The sequence below is a fragment of the Legionella sp. km535 genome, from assembly GCF_003990085.1.
Taxonomy (GTDB): Bacteria; Pseudomonadota; Gammaproteobacteria; order Legionellales; family Legionellaceae; genus Legionella; species Legionella moravica.
Window position 1 is genome coordinate 1 of the sequence record NZ_RZGU01000029.1, and the last position, 17,672, is coordinate 17,672.

Below are 17,672 nucleotides of genomic sequence, written 5' to 3' on the forward strand. Positions count from 1 at the left end.
TACAAGAGCTCAATATTGACTATGAAAACTTGCCAACCCTGATGGAGCAGGAGTTGGCTAGAAAATGGTAGCTTCTTATTGTTCAAAATATATCAGGGGATCACTCAGTGCGCGGGCAAGATAGCTTTTTTGTCATGTTCTGAGCAATATTTTATATTCAAGTGATTATACAATGTGATTTTGTGTTATAATTAAAGTGTACAAATTGGGGGCGACCTGGCTTCGACGTGGGTTGCAAAACCAGAGGTGCATGCCGAGAATGAGAACTCTCGTAAATCAGACTCAACTAAATATAAACGCAAACGATGAAAACTTTGCTGGTGGAGAAGCTATCGCTGCCTAATAAGCACTTTAGTTGAACCATCACTGTGTACTGGCCAATAAACCCAGTATCCCGTTCGACCGAGCCCGCTTATCGGTATCGAATCAACGGTCATAAGAGATAAGCTAGTGTCTTAATCCATCCCGAATTAAGGCGCGAAATTCAGGGAATCGCTGTGTAGTATCCTGCCTGTCGGAGAATGCACAGTTAAATTAAAAGACAAGGCTACGCATGTAGAGCTGAAGGCAGAGGATTTGCGGACGCGGGTTCGATTCCCGCCGCCTCCACCATAACTTAATCTCAGATGTTCCTGAAAAGTCCTTTTAACCCTTGTAAACACTAGGTTTTACGAGTTTAGGCTTCCTAACTATTCCCAATAATTCCCTTGATGTCCTGCGCTATGTGTTGGTACTATCGTTGGTATTTTCGATACCAACACGATGTGATACCAACAAAATGAAATTGTCCGTTGCAGATGTTAAGAAAAAGCGAGAGTTGGATAAACCGTTAAAACTTTCTGATGGCCAAGGATTATTTTTACTCATTCAACCTAACGGGAAAAAATATTGGCGCTACTCCTACCGCTTTGATGGAAAACAGAAAACGCTCGCATTGGGTGTTTTTCCAGAGGTAAGTTTAGCGGAAGCACGAGAGCTACGAGAAGATGCCCGTGCCTTGTTAAAAAAGACGAAGGTCGATCCCAGCGAGCATCGTAAAGCCTTAAAGCAATCACAGACCAGTCAGGATATGGATAGCTTTGAAGTTGTGGCTCGCGAATGGTTTGCCAATCAATCTTCTATTTGGGTTCCAACCCATGCAGATAAAATCATTCGCCGTCTTGAGAGAGATATTTTTCCTTGGCTTGGAAGCAGTCCTATTGCATCGATTACCGCCCAGCAACTATTAATTGCTGCACGACGTATTGAAGAGCGCGGAGTTAAGGAAACAGCTCGCCGAGCACTGTTAAATTGCAGCCAAGTATTTCGATATGCCATAGCAACTGGTCGAGCCGAGCGTGATCCTGTGCCTGATTTAAAGGGTGCACTTCAACCTGCAAAAACAACACACTTCGCAACGATGACCGATCCTAAAGCGATTGGTGAGCTTTTACGGGCCATTGACGAGTATCACGGTAGCTTTGTAACGAAATGTGCTTTACAGCTTGCCCCTTTGGTATTTGTTCGGCCTGGAGAATTAAGAGCTGCTGAATGGGCAGAAATTGATCTGGATGCGGCTGAATGGAATATCAGAGCGGAACGGATGAAAATGCGTGTTGCACACTTAGTGCCATTGTCTCAACAAGCTGTAGCTATCTTGCGAGAACTTCATCCACTCACTGGCCGTGGAAAATATGTGTTTTCCAGCGAACAAACTAGCACCCGTCCTATGAGCGAGAATACACTTAATTTTGCTTTGAGACGTATGGGTTTTACTAAAAATGAAATGAGTGTTCATGGATTTCGTGCAATGGCGAGGACTGTGCTTGATGAGATTTTACATATCAGACCAGATTACATTGAGCATCAATTGGCTCATGCTGTCCGTGACCCCAATGGGCGTGCCTATAACCGAACTACACATCTACCAGAGCGAAGGGAAATGATGCAGAAATGGGCGGATTATTTAGATCAATTAAAATCGATAAGAGAAATAAATGAGTAATTTTGTAAAAAATATGGAAGATTATGAAAAAATTATGAAGGATAGGACTAAAATGCATAGACAGTCTATTTTGGAACTAAATCTATCATATGAAGAGTTGATAGATTGTACTGCTCAGGCTGCAGCAGCAGTGGATATTTTGAATAATACCGTTCAATATTTAGTCGCGGAAAATACAAATTTAAAAGCTGTAGTCGCACGCGAAAAACTTCCGATAGATGACTACGATATTCTTAAACAGAACATGATTGCAACATTTCAAACTGATAGTGCTTATGTATCACATGTAGTTAATGACGTTCATAAAAGAAAAAGGACTGTGAATGCTCAAAAAGGAGGGATGGCAAAAGTTAATAATGATAAAGATAAAAAGCAAGAGGCAAAAATGGCAATAAAAAAGCATTGGGAAAAATGGCAAGAAGGACTCGAGACGTATAAAAATAAATCTGATTTCACACGCCACATGATAAAAAAATACTCATCTTTAGAGGGCGAGCAAGTAATTCCTCGCTGGTGCAGAGAGTGGGAAAATAACTTACTTAATAAATAATTCCACTGATTCTCATAAAAAATCTCGGAAAATAAAGTACGTACTTTACTAAGTACAAATATTTTTTATCATAAAAAAATTCTATTTAATTGGTATTCCCTAATAGTTCTAAGGAATACTGATGACTCTAAATCCCCCCAAATTAATTCGTAGAAAAAAAGTCGAAGAGCGAACCACTTTATCTTGCTCAAGAATTTATGCGCTAATGAAAGAAGGACTATTTCCTAAACCTGTAACTCTCGGCTCCATGTCTGTGGCATGGATTGAATCAGAAGTTGACGAATGGATAGCTGCCCGAATCAACGAATCACGTACTGTGGAGGGAGTAAAATGATAAATGTTTATTTTTACCTTCATCAAATTCTCTATGTATTCACATTAAGAATACTTGCTACTAGTAAGCAATATGAAATGAAAGATGAATACATAAATGGCCATATTGAAGAGGCTCGTTATCAATTGAAATTATGTTACCAAAAAATGACTGGAGATAGTGATGTTGAGTTTTGATGAAATGATCAACTTATTTAAAAACGAAATGCTATCACAATCTATTATTCCTCCGCAGAAAATAGTCCCTGATGGGCAATTATATCGATTTCATGTTGAAGGTGATAAACCAAGATCCAAAAATGGCTGGTATGTATTATATCTTGATGGAGTGCCTTGCGGTATTTTTGGTAGTTGGAAAAAAGGGCAGTATTGGAAATGGAGTGCTAAAAATAAAAATCATATGAATACTGTCGAACAAAAGCAGCAAATAGATAAAATTAAAGATGCATTAAAAAGACGCCATCTGCTGAAGATTAAAGAACAACAAGAAGCAGCATTGAAGGCCGAAGATATTTTGTTTGGATGTTACAGAGCTAATCCCAATTATCCTTATCTTGTAAAAAAGCGGATATTACCTTTTTATGCGCATCAATCTGGCAAGAATATTGTGTTACCTATTGTTGATTTACAAAGAAAACTCTGGAGCTTGCAGTTTATTTCTGAAACGGGTGAAAAAATATTTTTATCTGATGGAGCAATTAAAAGCCATTTTATTCCTATACAAGGATTTCCAGATGATGGCCGTAAGATACTTATAACGGAAGGATTTGCAACCGGAGCTACACTGGCGATGAAATATCCAGATTATTGTGTAATAGCTGCATGCAATTCTGGAAACTTAAAGCATGTTGCTATGAAAATTCGTCAGACCTTTCCTAATGCAGAACTGGTGATATGTGCAGATGATGATCGATTGAATCCTGAAAATCCAGGCATAAAGAAGGGGCGTGAAGCAGCAATATTAGCTAGAGCTCTTTTTAGTAAACCTGCTTGGCCAGAAGATGCTCCTATGTTTTTAAAGGATTTTAATGATTTGGAATGTTGGTTAGCTGATAAAGAGGTGTATCATGCCTAAAGTAGCACACAAAAAATCTCAGGTAATAGAGGGAATAGAGAGTTTATCTATTATAGACAATGATGTTAAAGATTCCCTGAGAGAAAATATAGAGGGAATTCAGGGAGTAAAAGTAGGAGAATTAGAGATTATTTCTCCGCTGGATGTCGTACCAAACAACCCCTTACTCGTTGAAATTAAGCGTCCTTCTTATCAAACGTATATTGATTGGTTTCAATTAGGTGACATAAATTTTAAACCAGGTCTCTATTATCACGGTATTGATAAAGACGGCTTGCCCTTCGATTTTTTTATTTGCAGCCCTATTTATGCTGATGCGCTTACTTGTGATGAACATAATGTGGGATGGGGGTTATTATTACGATTTGTTAATCCTGATGGAAATTGGAGAGAATGGGCTATGCCAGCATATATGTTAAAAGGTTCGGGAGAGGATGTGCGTGGCCAATTATTAGATATGGGGGTGCATATTGACCCAGATGCTCATAAAAGGTTGCTGCGTTGGCTTGCAAATCAGCTTCCACCAAGACGTATTATCGCTGCTACAAGAACGGGTTGGCATGAAGGACGAGAAGGAATAGCTTTTGTTTTACCCCATATTTCTGTTGGAGCAAATGATGTTCATTTTCAATCTGAGAGTACAATTCCTAGCGATTTTTCACAAAAAGGAACATTGAATAATTGGAGAAGAGAGGTAGCAGGACTATGTAGAGGTAATTCTATTTTAATGTTATCTCTTTCTGCTGCTTTTACTGCCCCACTTTTAAAATTGGCCAAACTTCAGGAGGTTGGTGGAGCTGGATTGCACTTAATGGGCGATTCCAGCCGAGGGAAAACTACAGCATTGCAGGTCGCTGCAAGTGTTTGGGGCGCACCTACTTTTATGAGAACGTGGAGATCCACTACAAATGGGTTAGAAGCAATTGCAGCATTTAGAAATGATTCCTTTTTACCTTTGGACGAAGCGGGTGAAAGTGATCCAGCTGAAATAGGAACAATTATCTATGCTTTAGCTAATGGCATAGGTAAACAGCGTGCTCGGCGTTCGGGTATTATACGAGAGGCAGCTCGTTGGCGGATCATCGTGTTATCTAGTGGTGAGTCTTCCATCAGTTCTCATATGGAGGAAGGTGGGAAACGCATTAAAGCAGGTCAAGCTGCCCGGTTATTAGATATTCCGGCAACACATTTTAAATATGGGGCATTTGAGTGCTTGCATGAACACAGTAATGGCCAAGCTTTTGCTGATAGCTTAAAACAGGCAGTAAGTAGGAGCTATGGACATGCTGGAATCATGTTTGTGGAAAAATTAATAGCAGAACAGCGCGATTTACCTGCTTTATATGCTGAAATATGTCAATTAGAGGATTTTTGCGCAACAGATGGGGTGGAGCTTCGAGCTGTTTCAACGTTTGCCTTAATTGCGCTCGCAGGTGAGCTTGCAACTGAGTATGGTTTAACTGGATGGGAAAAAGGTGAGGCTCAAAAGGCAGCAATCACGGCCTTTCAATCTTGGAAAGAGTATAGGGGAAGTGGAAAAACAGAAGATCGCCAAATATTGCAAGGTATATATAATTTTATTTTGAAATATACTGATTCACGCTTTTCTGATAAAGAAATAAAGCCGGAGACTATGGCGGTTCGAGAGCGAGCCGGATGGTGGCAAATGGTGAATGGGAAGCGCATCTATTTATTTACGGCTCCTGCCTTGAAAGAAGCTGCACCAGGTTTTGATGTACGAAAAATTATGGATGTTTTAGAGCAAGCTGGTTGGATAGTAATGAGAGATAAGGACAAACGCTCTAAAAAAGTAAATATTAACGGTCAAACTCTGGGTTTGTATCATATTTGCCCCAATTGGGAAGAAGAAATCTAGGAGAATTTCCTGTATTCCCTAATTAATACGGATTAGGGAATACAGAATAATGAGGCCTAGTATAACGAAATCCCTATTATCCCTTTATTCCCTATTGATTTGAAGGAGTTGTAATGAACAATAAAAAAATCATCGATTCTCATTTACAGACTAATTGTTTTTATACAGCAGCGAATACAATTAATAAATTACAAGGTCATTCTCTGGATATATCTACTCTAATAGATGATTTGCAATGCTCTGCTAAAAACATTCATGATGAAGATATTAAAGAAATAGAACAACTATTAATGATGCAGGCTAAAACATTGGATTGTGTGTTTTATGATGCATTAAGCCGTTTAGCCGAAGTGAATATGGTTAATCAACTTGAGGTTTTTGCTGGCATGGCTTTTAAAGCACAATCTCAGTGCCGAAAAACCTTAGCTGTATTGGCTGAGTTAAAAAATCCAAGGCGCACCACTTTTATAAAGCAACAGAATAATGCCATAACTCAACAAGTAAATAATGGGGTACAATCAAAATTTCAAAATTCTGAAAAAGTTACAAACGAACTATTAAGCGAGGCAGGTTATGAGGCTTTGGACTATAGAGGAGCGAAGGAAACAGGCGTTATTAATTCAGCAATGGCAGCCATGGAGACAATCAACAGGAGCGAAAACGGCTGATGGAAAATCTGCAAGTAAGATGAATGCTTATAAGCATGGTGCTCGTAGTGCGGAAGTTAGGGATATGGCAAGGCAATTAACTGAATATAAGAAGATTTTAACGCAATTGATTGGTATTATTTAGGGATTTAGAAAAAGAAAACCCCGGATTCATCACCTACCTATGAGATAAGGAGAGGAGTTGCCCGGGGACAGTAGTTATATTATAGGACAAATTTGATGTTAGATTCAAATCATATTTTTTTTGATGAGCTTTCCATTATATTTTCTCAAGAGCGGTTAGACGGTTATTTGAGTCATATAACCTGTAATAATAGTAAGGGCGATGCTTTAATTGCGTACTCATGGAATCTTGAACTTAGCCAATCCTTATATCCGGCATTGCAGATTTTAGAAATTAGTCTCCGCAATTCTTTGCATCAAGCATTGGGAAATTATTTTGATACTTCATATTGGTTTGATTTACCTTTTCTCCATGAGCGGGAAAGAAAACAAATAATCCAAGCAAAGGATGATCTACGGAAGATGAATAAAAATATTGATCCTAGCCGTGTAATTGCAGAGCTATCTTTTGGTTTTTGGACATCTTTATTTGATGTGCGCTATGAGCATAATCAGGTTTTATGGCCTAGCTTACTAAAGCCCGTTTTCCAATTTTTGCCTAAAGGGCAAAGAACCCGGACATTTTTATCTCGAGAATTGAATCGCATACGATTTTTACGCAATCGTATTTTTCATCATGAGCCAATTTGGCATTGGAAAGATTTAACTATGCAGCATCAGCAAATTATTAATTTAACCAATGGACTATCTCCAGCTGCCGCTAAGTATTTAAATTTATTTGATCAATTTCCAGTTTTTTATAAAGAGGGCAGGCAGCAAATAGCTAATAAGCTTAGAAAAGGCTACGACTTAGCTTAAATATCATTGAGCTTAAAATGTTATATGGTTTTTTCCTGCAATTGTTTGAGTAATTCAATTTTTTCTGCTTCTTTTAATTGATGAAATGCTTTGATCATTTCTGCCAACAAATCAGATTCTGCATAAAAATAAGCTACTGGTAAGTTAAGCACGGTAGCTATCCTTTTTAAAGCTGAGTAATCCGGAGTATGCCTACCCATTTCATAATGGTTCATTCTTGCACTAGCAGAAAATTGATCCATTCCAGCCTCAATCCCTAACTTTTTCTGAGATAAGTTAACAGATAAACGAGCTTCTTTAAGTCTTTTACATAAGGGTGATTCAGTCACATGTTTAACTCATTGATATAATATACTTAGAGAATCTAAGTTTTTATTCGCTTTAGATACTTAGGAATCCTATACATAAAGTTTTAAATGGGTTAAAATTGATCAGAAAAATTGTTAAGTAATATTGAATCAATTTAGGAGTAAAAATGGGAACATTTGTAGATAATTCCCTTATCAGAGGTGAGTCAGTTCAATCAAATGCTACTATCAGCTGGTTAAGTCAGTTTGGAAAATTAACATTTGGTACTTTTTTTATTTTATGGGGTTGTTTGTCCTTAACTTTGGCAGATAATGTGGATGCAGCTATATTAGTGCTCATTACACTCGTTGGGGGTGGGGCTTTATTTTTAGTTTTTGCAGTAATTAATGTAGTTACGACAGAATTGGCCATTACTAATAAAAAATTGATTGGGAAAGTTGGCTTTATTAGACGTTTTTCAATTGATATACCCCATCATCAAATTGAATCATTGAATGTAAGCCAAGGAATAATTGGAAGAATATTAAGATATGGCAAAATTACTGTAAGAGGTTCCGGAGGGAATAAGGTTAGTATTCCTTATATTAGAGAGCCATTACAGTTTAGAAAGGTTGTTATGGGTGTTATCGATAGTAATCATGCCAAATAACAGTTAATCCAGAAAAAGAGCAGTCGCTGTAGATACTGCTAAAAATTCGAATAGAAGATGGTGGTGAGAATAGCTTAAAAACAATATGTAACATCATAATCTATAATGATTAATATAACTCCTATTAGATTAGAGTTCTACATGGAATGTATTATTCAATTAAACCATCATCATCGTTCAAGAGAGCGTATAAGGGATCTCGGAGAAGTCTTTACTCCTGAGGGTTATGTAAGTGAAATGCTGCGTGTTTTAGAGACTACACCGGGTTTTTCATGGGATAGCGAGCAAGTGGTGTTTTTTGAGCCATGTTGTGGTCATGGAAACATTGTTATAGAAATTTTTTTAAAAAGATTAGAAGCTCTTTTTTACAAGTCAATAATACATAACTCCAAGGATCATGCAGCTTTTTACGCTGTTGCAAATGCTATCAATTTGCTGTGGGCTATTGATATCGATCCAGAAAATATTATCGATTGTCGTGGGCGATTGCTCCGAGAATCGGTTAATTTTTTGATGAGAAAGTTAAATATTTCCAATTATAACCATCTTTTTAAGAAAGATAAGAATTATATGGCGCATTTATTATGCGCAATAAAGTGGCATATTCAGAAAAATGAAATGCTATCCGCAATAACTTCGGTGAAAAAATTATCTAAATCAAATGCTTATAAAACAAAAGTAAGTAGAGATTGGTTAATTGAAAATAAACACCAACCCATAAATTTTGAATTAACTTGGATTGCTCATTTTAAAAAGCAAGCACAAAAAAATTCTACTCCAGCATTATTTAAACAAGCTTTGAAATTTGTAGAAGAGGCTGATAGCAATATTAGTTTGGAAAATAATATTTTTGATTTTGCCAGATTCTTATTGGTTCAAAATTTCAATCAATTCAAAAAAATGGATTCTGAGACGATATGGAGCCAAATTTAACGTTAAAAACAGCCCATGTAGTAGATATTTTAGGAAATGTGATCGGGCGAGATCAACAAATCATGACAATGGAAAAGTCATTAAAATTAGTGTCTCTTCTAGACCAAAATGATTTTTTTGATGAAAAAGTTGTCTTTTTTGATCCATTTTGTAAAGCAGGAGAAATACTTTTGTCTTGTGCCTTTTTAAGCTGCTGGAGCAGAAGCAAGAAAATGGGCAGCACTTTAGAGTTGGAGGATGTAAAAAGAGAGCTATACGAGTCTGGTCGCTATTTTGGATTATCGCCAGATGAAAGGCATCACCGATTAAGCTTAAGAACATTTTTAGGTAATACAAATTCGCATAGCGAAAAATATAGCCAAATTATTAGAAATGGAAATTATTTGTCAGAAATTGATGGTCGACTAGATCAGAATAAATTTAAAGAGGAGTTTTATAATATGCTTGATTATATAAATTCCAGTTCAATTCCCCAGAAAATTATTGCTGTAGGTAATCCTCCTTATCAGGAAACTGATGGGGGTGCTGGTGCCAGTGCAAAACCTATATATAATTTTTTTGTTGAGTCATTAATGGCTTCAAATGTTATTAGTGAGTTTGTATTAGTTATTCCAGCAAGGTGGTTTTCTGCGGGAAAAGGTTTAGATTCTTTCAGAAAAACAATTATGGAGTGCAATCAGATAAAGAGTATCACTTATTTTGAAAAGGCTGAGGAAGTGTTTCCTACGGTTCAAATTAAAGGAGGGCTTTGTTTTTTGCATTGGTCGTTATTTCATAATAAATCAGCCCCAATTTTTATTACAGGATCACAGCAAACAAGCGTGAATTTAAGCCAATATGACATTATACCTGATGATCCAAATGCGACAAAAATTATTCAGAAAATATTGAATAGTGGCAAGGTTAATCAGTATGTATCTTCAATTGCATGGCCTGGTAAACCATTTGGCCTTAGAACCTATTATTTTCAAAGGAATGAATGTGTGAATGAAAACTCCCCTAAAGCATTAAAATGCTATACTGCTGGTAGGAAAATTAAATATATTGATAGAGAGTTGGTTCAAAAAAACTCAGATAAAATAGTATGTTACAAGGTAGTTGCTCCCAAAGCTTATGGTAAAGGAATGAAGCGTTGCACGCTGCCTAAGCAACAAATCTTTATTCTTGATCGAAATGAGATTTGTACGGAAACATATAATGTAATCGGATGTTATGAATCAAAAGATCTTGCGGAAAATCTCCAAAGATATCTTCAAACTGATTTTGCACGATATCTATTAGGGCTGAGAAAAATTACTCAGGATATACCTAAGGATCGTTGGAATTGGGTTCCTTATCTAGATATTTCTAAGAAATGGACAGATGAACAATTGTTTATGCTATTTGATCTAACACTGGAGGAACAGCTCCATATCAAGCGGAAAGTTAAGGAGTGGTCATGAGCAATAAACTGGAGTTATATGGTTATGCAACTGCCTCTCAATTGAAAAACGGTCGTGTGAAAGTCGGTCATGCTAAAGTAGGAAGAGCTAAAAACAGAATCAAAGAACAATTTGGTACAAGTAATGATGAGCTTCCTGAAGTGATAGAAGTCTTTGGTGTTCTTCCGTTGGGGGTGCGTGATCACCATATCCATTCTCAATTAATAAAAAATGGTAAAAGAAAGGTTATTGGTGGTAAAGGCCAAGAGTTTTTTGAGGCGAATTTTGATGATGTTAGAAAAGCTTATAATGACGTAGTTCATGGTAGTTCAAGACGTGATAATTACAAATTAAGAGAGGAACAAAAGCAGGCTATAGAAAGAGCAAAAAAATGGTTCTTAAAAGAATATTCGGATGAAATACTTCGTGGAGCAACACATCCTAATCGGTTCTTAATTAATGCTAAGATGCGTTTTGGAAAATGTTTCACTAGTGTGCATTTAGCTAAGTCTTTAGATGTAAAAAGAGTTTTAGTAGTTACTTATAAACCTGATGTAATAGATGAATGGCTTGGCACGGTAAATGAGCATATCGATTTTGAGGGATGGTGCGGAATTCGTGGGAAATCTAAATCAAAGACCTCAATAGAGCCTAACCTAGATAGTCATGCGGATTTTCATGTAAATACTAATCCTGTTGTGTTGTGTGTTTCTCTTCAAGATCTATGGATCGATCAACATGGCAATACAAAAATACGCCTTCAAAATATACCCTTAATAAAATGGGATTTAATTATTTTTGATGAGGTTCATTACGGTAGCAGTACTGAACGAGCCAGCCATATATTGAATCAACTTAATTTTAAATACCGTTTGGATTTATCAGGAACTCCTTTCAAACTCATTGAACATGATGATTTTTGTGCTCAGCAGGTATTTACCTATAGTTATCTTGATGAACAAGAGAAAAAAAGAATCGAGATACTTAATGATCCTGCTGAAGTTAAAGAAAAGGTTTATCGTTTAATGCCTGATTTAAATATTTCAGCTATAGAGATTACGGAAAAAGATATTAACGAACAAATAGAAACATTTGAGACGGATGATATAGATTTTTCATTAAATAAAATGTTTCAAACAGATGAGGATGGGCATTTTATTTATTTAGACGCGGTGGAGCATTTTATTGATGGTTTAACCCGATCAGATCATAGCGCTCGTTCCATTAGTGTTTTTGGCAAATTAGGACAAAAATTAAATTGTCCTCCTAAACGTCACACCGTTTGGTGGTTAAGAAGAGTAGATTCAATTAAAGCCTTAATTAAAAAGCTTAGAGTACACCCTTATTTTTCAAATTTTGTTTTAATTGATGCTTCGGGTTCTGATGCCGCTCAAAATGGAAGTGAACAAATTGTTGCAAGAGAAAAATCAAAAGTGGAACATGCGATTCATGAGGTTAATGCTGATCCAAATAAGTTAGGAACAATTACTTTGACTTGTGGAAGGTTTTTAACAGGTGTCACGATTAAAGAATGGGATAGCATTCTTATTTTAAATGATACTCAGTCCGCAGAATCATATTTTCAAGCCATTTTTAGGGTTCAATCCAGATGGGTTAATGAGAAAACAAATCAAGTATTAAAGCCTACCGCGTGGGTATTTGACTTTGCAATTAGCAGATGTCTTACAGTGACATATGACTGTGCTAATAATATTGCTGATCAAATTGATCAACTGACAAGCTATGAAGGAACATTGAGCTGTAATATTAATAATCTTGATATTGTTACCCAAAAGTTATGTGACAATTTAGATATTAAAAGATTTTTTGAGGGGGTCCTAATAAGCACGCCCACAATGGCTAAAGACATTTTTGACGTTCTTAATCACGAAGGTTCCAAAATTGCACTCGCTAGAAGAATTACCTCAAATCTACTGGTAAATTTTGCTCAACTTAAGTTAGTTGATGATAGATTACGTGAAATTCTAGGCAAAATAAAAGGCTACAGAACACAAAATGTTGCTGAAATTAGTACGGAAAAATTAGTTCAGATTGGCATAGATGCTGAGAGATTAAACGAAATAAAAAGTGATCCTAATCTTACTAGTGAAGCTAAAGAAGCACTTATCGAAGAGTTTTGTGAGCAAAAAGAGCAGGATAAAGAACGTAAAACTTATAAACAATGGTATGCCACCCAAATTAAGCGTTTGGCAATTTGCATGGCGGATTTTATTTATATGACATACGAACGTGAAACTAATATTGATGATGTGATAGAAACAAAATCACCTCATTTTTTTGAAGTAATGACAGGTATATCTAAAGATGATTTTTCGGAGTTATGTTTAAAAGGGTTTATCAAAAAATCCCCGTTAAACAGAATTGTCAGGGAGTTTAAGGATCAGGAGACAACATCGCTTAATCCTGAAGAATATATACTAACCAATATTGATTCTTATTTCAGAGATTCGGCTCATTAAAGCAGTTTAAACTTTTGGTTATCCCCCAAATGAGTTTTTATTGCCTTAAATTGAAAAGCAAATTAGAAGTGGGAGTCATATCGAGCATGTTTTAAATATGATGGAAAAGATCTTGATAATGAACTTTAAAGAATAGAATAGGAGTATGTGGGGCAAGGAATAGGTGGAATGCCAAAGGATTCCGAAATTAGAAAAGGCCATAGTAAGAGTATTTTAGATGCTTATGCTCGACATTTTAAGCCGGGAAAATTTTTATAGATCAATAAAAATGCTAAGGCTAAAAGTTAGTATAGGCTTTATTTCAAATGATGTTCGTCTTTGCAGAGCTGATTACTTAAGCTCTTTATGAGTTGTTTTTTGTCATTTTGCGCTATTTTATTGTTCTGGCTGTAATTTTTTTTCAATTTAAATGATATTCTAACTTATTGAAATTTTAGATCTACTTGAAATCATTGAAAATAAAATGAACTTTCCGTTCCCAATTAGATCTTCCTCCTATTTAAAATATCTGTATAATTCCCAGAAAGTAACCAATGCTTGCCTAGCTTAGTTACTAACTTATATAAAGTTCCAAGGATTAAAAGATTTAAATGGAGGACTGATGTTTACAGCAAAGGATTATTCAAAGAGCGATACCAAAAAGCATAACTTTGCAGCATATACATTGCTTGTGGGAAAGCACGACGAAGAGCGTCTTGCTATTTCTGACGAAATATATGGCCCTTCTACGCGAGCTTTTTTAATAAACTCAGGCCTTCGTCCCGGAATGAGAGTTTTAGATGTTGGATGTGGCCCTGGAAATATTTCTTGTTGGCTGGCAGAGCAAGTCGGTTTAGAGGGAAGTGTGGTCGGTGTAGATATTAGTGACGAATCATTGTCTGTAGCCGCCACTAAAGCAAGTGAAAAAAATATCACCAATGTTCAATTTATGCAGTGTACAGCTGATAATTTACATGAGATCGAAGGAAACTTTGATATGGTTTTTTGTAGATTTCTGCTTATTCATCTGACTGATCCAAAACGTGCCTTATTAAGCATGGCATCTAAATTAAAGGAAAATGGTATTCTTTGTTGTGAAGAACCTACTACCTATACTCATTCATGCTATCCGACAAATCGATTTTTTGACAAAGCAAATTTATTAACTCAACAGCTGGGCAATAAAAAAGGCGTTGATTATAATTTTGGTGAAAAAATATTTTCATTGTTTCAAGAGCTTTTTAATTATCGAGAACGTATAAAAATTAATTTTTTTCAAACGCCAATTTTATCACAACGCCATAAACAGATATTTCCGATGTCTTTTGATCAAGTTTCCGAACAATTATTAAATGAAAATTTAGTAACCACGGAAGAAGTAGATGAAATCAAAGCTGGTTTATGGGATTTTGCTAATGCTGACTCACACAACTATTTTGTTTGTGGTTTTCGAAAAACGCAGATCTCTACCCAAATTAGCAGAAATGTGGAAGCAGAAACATTGAACCATGATCTGAAAGTTAAATAAAATGATAAAACAACCTTTTGATTTGAAAGCATATAATACCTTTGGCTTTTCTGTGAAATCTATGGCAGGAGCTGTTATTTCTTCAGCTAATCAGCTTGTTGAGGCTATTGAGTTAGCACAATTGAACCAACTGCCAATAATAATTATTGGGGGTGGTAGTAATATCGTTTTAAAAAATAATCTGCCCGGGCTGGTATTAATAATAAAAATACAGGGAATTGATATTATAGAGGAGCATGCGGAATATGTTTACATTCGTGTAGGCGCAGGAGTTGTGTGGGATGAGCTGGTGCAATATAGCTTAAATCAGGGATGGTATGGCTTAGAAAACCTTTCTATTATTCCTGGCACTGTCGGTGCTTGCCCAATTCAAAACGTAGGAGCTTATGGAGTAGAGATTAAAGATTTCTTTTATGAGCTTACTGCTCTTGATATTAATACGTTACAGGAAAAAGTATTAACTAATAACGATTGCTGTTTTCAATACAGGGACAGTATCTTCAAAAATGAATATAAAGATAAATATGTAATCACGTCCGTTACATTCAAATTAAGTAAAAATCCGCAAATTAACTTGACGGATCTTAATTTGCGCAAAGAATTAGAGCATCTTCCTTATGATGAAATTAGCCCTGAAAGCGTAAGAAGCGCTGTTATTACTATACGAAATCGCAGATTGCCAAAAGTTGATGATATTGGTAACGCAGGTAGTTTCTTTATGAATCCTATCGTTGAAGAAAACGTGTTTAATAATATTTTTAGTCAATATAAAGATTTATTATTTACCCCCTTGGAACAGAAGAGATTTAAAATTTCAGCAGGTTGGTTAATTGATAAATGTGGTTGGAAAGGACATCAAGATAATGAGGTTGGAGTTTACGAAAAAAATCCTTTAGTGCTGATTAATCATGGTGGTGGAACCGGTGATCAATTATTGGCTTTGTCAGAAAAAATTGAACACAGTGTTTTTACAACTTTTGGAATTAAATTAAAAATGGAACCAAGACTTTATTACTAAAGAATCTGTAAATAGGAACGAGTCCAAAATAAGTGTAATGAATATGCAAAATAGATGTATTGTAGCAGCGTCCGCAGGTTTACATGGAGCAATAAATATACCTTCTAGCAAAAACGCTAGCATGCCAATAATTGCTTTATCCTGTTTATTAAAAAATAGCAGAATTCGAATTAGAAATTTACCCCAAATTACTGATATCGATGTATTACTCCATATTTTTGAATATCTTGGTGTAACTTTTTCTTGGCAAGGAAATGATGTCATATTATCAACTCCTGATAAGGCACTGCAATTTGATATTCCTGACCGATTATCCTCGTCACTTCGTGGATCAATTTATTGCTTGCCTATGATTTTGTCTTCAATGGGTCATGCAAAAATAGGACGGATAGGTGGTGATGTAATTAAAGGCAGAAGTTTGACACCACATATTAACGCCTTGAGAGGGTTTGGTATTCAATTGAATGTTTCTAACGATGGCTTGGAGTTAGTTGGTCGGCCGAAGAGAAATAGTGAGTTTTCAATTGACGATCACGGTATTACGGCTACCTCACTTGCAATAATGCTGGCCTTGACTCAAGAAAGTGAATCTATTATTCATAATGCCAGCCCAGAAATTGAAGTAAATGATGTCATAAAAATTGCCAATCAATACGGTGCAAAGATTTATCGTGACCAATCTACGTTGATTGTACAAGGAACTCTTCAGTCAGGCGACTACACTATTGATCTCCCCCCTGATCAAGTTGTTTGGGGCACATATGCAATTGCGAGCTTAATAACAGAGGGAAATATAGTAACAACAGCAGTTGATAGTAATCAAATTTCTAATCGTTATGCACCTATATATGAAGCCCTTACCGAAGCTGGTGCGCTTATTACATCAACCGATAAAGGTATAGCAATAAGCGGTAATATTGAAAGGCCGATCAATATAGAAACGGGAACTTATCCAAAATTTCCTTCCGACCTTGTTCCTCAAATGATGGTACTCATGTCGCAATTAAAGGGAGAAAGTACTGTCGTCGAAAATCTATATCAACAAAGATATGATCATGCATCACAACTAGAAAAAATGGGTGTTTGTCTGAATGTTAATGGAAATACAGCAATAATTCATGGGTCAAAAAAACCGTTAACAGGTACTCAAGTAGAGTGTGCAGGTATTAGAGAGAGTTGTGCTCTGATTCTGGCAGGACTTATAGCTGAGCCTTCTACAGAGGTTAATAATGCCGCAGCAGTGAACCGTGGCTATGCTGATATTGTTTCAGATTTAACGAATCTCGGAGCCAATATTTATTGGGGTTAAGTCTTTCAAGGAGTTATAGAATATGGATAAATTAATACAAATAGCTGACTCTCTTTTGGCAATTGCTCAAAATGGATTGCTTTTTACAAAAGATGCTTTTGATAAAGAAAGATATTTACAGATACAAAAAATAGCGGCATCAATTCTTGCAGAAAAATCAAAGCTTACTCCTGATATAATCCTTGATCTGTTTAGTTGCGAAAAGGGATATGCGACTCCTAAATTGGATGTACGAGGAGCGGTCTTTAAAGACAATAAAATTTTACTTGTTAAAGAGCGCTCAGATCAATTATGGACATTGCCCGGAGGTTGGATTGACATTAATGAATCACCAAGCGAAGCTGTGTGCAAAGAAATACTGGAAGAATCTGGATTTGAAACAAAGGCTATAAAATTAATGGCTTTGTTTGATAAAAATAAACATGCTCACCCTCCTCAGTTACCACACACCTATAAAATATTTTTTATATGCCAATTAATCGGTGGGGAAAAAAAATCCAGTATTGAAACATCGGAGGCAGAGTTTTTTGAAAGAGATCAATTGCCTGATTTATCATTGAACCGAGTAATTCACTCTCAGATAGCACGAGCTTTCGAGCATAAGAATAATATTAACTTACCAACAGATTTTGATTAACT

At 36.1% G+C, this 17,672-nt stretch carries 17 protein-coding genes and 1 other RNA gene; 17 read left to right on the forward strand and 1 reads right to left on the reverse strand.

Translation table 11 applies throughout. The annotated features are described in order from the left end of the window. Positions 1-207: 207 nt before the first annotated feature. The 9 genes from ssrA (at position 208) to ELY21_RS14045 (ending at position 7,407) form a co-directional block, all read left to right on the forward strand. Positions 208-612: a transfer-messenger RNA gene (ssrA, locus tag ELY21_RS14005) on the forward strand. Between the two features lie 166 nt (positions 613-778). Then, positions 779-1,984, forward strand: coding sequence for an integrase arm-type DNA-binding domain-containing protein (locus ELY21_RS14010; RefSeq protein ID WP_127110462.1), 1,206 nt, complete (start codon positions 779-781; stop codon positions 1,982-1,984). Beyond that, positions 1,977-2,534: a hypothetical protein gene (locus tag ELY21_RS14015; protein WP_127110464.1), complete on the forward strand. Its 558-nt coding sequence runs from the start codon at positions 1,977-1,979 to the stop codon at positions 2,532-2,534. Before ELY21_RS14010 ends, ELY21_RS14015 begins: the two co-directional genes overlap by 8 nt. A 121-nt stretch (positions 2,535-2,655) precedes the next feature. Next, entirely contained in the window at positions 2,656-2,868 is a 213-nt protein-coding gene (locus tag ELY21_RS14020) for an AlpA family transcriptional regulator (protein ID WP_127110466.1), read from the forward strand. Further along, complete coding sequence (locus ELY21_RS14025; RefSeq protein ID WP_127110468.1) at positions 2,865-3,044, forward strand: hypothetical protein; 180 nt, start codon at positions 2,865-2,867, stop codon at positions 3,042-3,044. Before ELY21_RS14020 ends, ELY21_RS14025 begins: the two co-directional genes overlap by 4 nt. After that, the gene (locus ELY21_RS14030; RefSeq protein ID WP_233588722.1) at positions 3,031-3,942 is read left to right on the forward strand and encodes a toprim domain-containing protein; all 912 of its coding nucleotides are present in this window, start codon (positions 3,031-3,033) and stop codon (positions 3,940-3,942) included. Before ELY21_RS14025 ends, ELY21_RS14030 begins: the two co-directional genes overlap by 14 nt. Then, on the forward strand, positions 3,935-5,818 hold the full coding sequence (locus tag ELY21_RS14035; RefSeq protein WP_127110470.1) for a DUF927 domain-containing protein: 1,884 nt from the start codon (positions 3,935-3,937) through the stop codon (positions 5,816-5,818). Before ELY21_RS14030 ends, ELY21_RS14035 begins: the two co-directional genes overlap by 8 nt. 113 nt (positions 5,819-5,931) lie before the next feature. Beyond that, a complete protein-coding gene (locus ELY21_RS14040) occupies positions 5,932-6,486 on the forward strand; it encodes a hypothetical protein (protein ID WP_127110472.1) in 555 nt (184 codons plus the stop codon). Positions 6,487-6,705: 219 nt separating this feature from the next. Beyond that, positions 6,706-7,407, forward strand: a complete 702-nt coding sequence (locus ELY21_RS14045) for an Abi family protein (RefSeq protein WP_127110474.1) — start codon at positions 6,706-6,708, stop codon at positions 7,405-7,407. Between the two features lie 20 nt (positions 7,408-7,427). Here the strand turns inward: ELY21_RS14045 and ELY21_RS14050 are convergent, their stop codons facing one another. Then, positions 7,428-7,736: a helix-turn-helix domain-containing protein gene (locus ELY21_RS14050; RefSeq protein WP_127110476.1), complete on the reverse strand. Its 309-nt coding sequence runs from the start codon at positions 7,734-7,736 to the stop codon at positions 7,428-7,430. Between the two features lie 146 nt (positions 7,737-7,882). On the opposite strand from ELY21_RS14050, the gene ELY21_RS14055 reads away from it, so the two are divergent. The 8 genes from ELY21_RS14055 (at position 7,883) to ELY21_RS14090 (ending at position 17,670) form a co-directional block, all read left to right on the forward strand. Next, entirely contained in the window at positions 7,883-8,365 is a 483-nt protein-coding gene (locus tag ELY21_RS14055) for a PH domain-containing protein (protein ID WP_127110478.1), read from the forward strand. A gap of 141 nt (positions 8,366-8,506) precedes the next feature. After that, on the forward strand, positions 8,507-9,298 hold the full coding sequence (locus tag ELY21_RS14060; RefSeq protein ID WP_127110480.1) for a hypothetical protein: 792 nt from the start codon (positions 8,507-8,509) through the stop codon (positions 9,296-9,298). Beyond that, positions 9,283-10,740: an Eco57I restriction-modification methylase domain-containing protein gene (locus tag ELY21_RS14065; protein WP_127110482.1), complete on the forward strand. Its 1,458-nt coding sequence runs from the start codon at positions 9,283-9,285 to the stop codon at positions 10,738-10,740. The genes ELY21_RS14060 and ELY21_RS14065 overlap by 16 nt, the downstream gene beginning before the upstream one ends. Next, positions 10,737-13,199 (forward strand): DEAD/DEAH box helicase family protein, encoded by a 2,463-nt coding sequence (locus ELY21_RS14070; RefSeq protein ID WP_127110484.1) that lies wholly within the window; start codon positions 10,737-10,739, stop codon positions 13,197-13,199. Before ELY21_RS14065 ends, ELY21_RS14070 begins: the two co-directional genes overlap by 4 nt. A 601-nt stretch (positions 13,200-13,800) precedes the next feature. Next, positions 13,801-14,706: a bifunctional 2-polyprenyl-6-hydroxyphenol methylase/3-demethylubiquinol 3-O-methyltransferase UbiG gene (locus ELY21_RS14075; RefSeq protein WP_127110486.1), complete on the forward strand. Its 906-nt coding sequence runs from the start codon at positions 13,801-13,803 to the stop codon at positions 14,704-14,706. Between the two features lies 1 nt (position 14,707). Continuing rightward, a complete protein-coding gene (gene murB / locus ELY21_RS14080) occupies positions 14,708-15,724 on the forward strand; it encodes a UDP-N-acetylmuramate dehydrogenase (protein WP_127110488.1) in 1,017 nt (338 codons plus the stop codon). 37 nt (positions 15,725-15,761) lie between these two features. After that, positions 15,762-17,033: a UDP-N-acetylglucosamine 1-carboxyvinyltransferase gene (locus ELY21_RS14085; RefSeq protein ID WP_127110490.1), complete on the forward strand. Its 1,272-nt coding sequence runs from the start codon at positions 15,762-15,764 to the stop codon at positions 17,031-17,033. A 22-nt stretch (positions 17,034-17,055) separates the two neighbouring features. Further along, positions 17,056-17,670: an NUDIX hydrolase gene (locus tag ELY21_RS14090; RefSeq protein WP_127110492.1), complete on the forward strand. Its 615-nt coding sequence runs from the start codon at positions 17,056-17,058 to the stop codon at positions 17,668-17,670. Positions 17,671-17,672 lie beyond the last annotated feature (2 nt).

What these genes read in the sequence shown, in the direction of transcription:
- ELY21_RS14010 (WP_127110462.1), top strand. Translation starts at nt 779, where the DNA reads ATGAAATTGTCCGTTGCAGATGTTAAGAAAAAGCGAGAGTTGGATAAA.
- ELY21_RS14015 (WP_127110464.1), top strand. Translation starts at nt 1,977, where the DNA reads ATGAGTAATTTTGTAAAAAATATGGAAGATTATGAAAAAATTATGAAG.
- ELY21_RS14020 (WP_127110466.1), top strand. Translation starts at nt 2,656, where the DNA reads ATGACTCTAAATCCCCCCAAATTAATTCGTAGAAAAAAAGTCGAAGAG.
- ELY21_RS14025 (WP_127110468.1), top strand. Translation starts at nt 2,865, where the DNA reads ATGATAAATGTTTATTTTTACCTTCATCAAATTCTCTATGTATTCACA.
- ELY21_RS14030 (WP_233588722.1), top strand. Translation starts at nt 3,031, where the DNA reads ATGTTGAGTTTTGATGAAATGATCAACTTATTTAAAAACGAAATGCTA.
- ELY21_RS14035 (WP_127110470.1), top strand. Translation starts at nt 3,935, where the DNA reads ATGCCTAAAGTAGCACACAAAAAATCTCAGGTAATAGAGGGAATAGAG.
- ELY21_RS14040 (WP_127110472.1), top strand. Translation starts at nt 5,932, where the DNA reads ATGAACAATAAAAAAATCATCGATTCTCATTTACAGACTAATTGTTTT.
- ELY21_RS14045 (WP_127110474.1), top strand. Translation starts at nt 6,706, where the DNA reads ATGTTAGATTCAAATCATATTTTTTTTGATGAGCTTTCCATTATATTT.
- ELY21_RS14055 (WP_127110478.1), top strand. Translation starts at nt 7,883, where the DNA reads ATGGGAACATTTGTAGATAATTCCCTTATCAGAGGTGAGTCAGTTCAA.
- ELY21_RS14060 (WP_127110480.1), top strand. Translation starts at nt 8,507, where the DNA reads ATGGAATGTATTATTCAATTAAACCATCATCATCGTTCAAGAGAGCGT.
- ELY21_RS14065 (WP_127110482.1), top strand. Translation starts at nt 9,283, where the DNA reads ATGGAGCCAAATTTAACGTTAAAAACAGCCCATGTAGTAGATATTTTA.
- ELY21_RS14070 (WP_127110484.1), top strand. Translation starts at nt 10,737, where the DNA reads ATGAGCAATAAACTGGAGTTATATGGTTATGCAACTGCCTCTCAATTG.
- ELY21_RS14075 (WP_127110486.1), top strand. Translation starts at nt 13,801, where the DNA reads ATGTTTACAGCAAAGGATTATTCAAAGAGCGATACCAAAAAGCATAAC.
- murB (WP_127110488.1), top strand. Translation starts at nt 14,708, where the DNA reads ATGATAAAACAACCTTTTGATTTGAAAGCATATAATACCTTTGGCTTT.
- ELY21_RS14085 (WP_127110490.1), top strand. Translation starts at nt 15,762, where the DNA reads ATGAATATGCAAAATAGATGTATTGTAGCAGCGTCCGCAGGTTTACAT.
- ELY21_RS14090 (WP_127110492.1), top strand. Translation starts at nt 17,056, where the DNA reads ATGGATAAATTAATACAAATAGCTGACTCTCTTTTGGCAATTGCTCAA.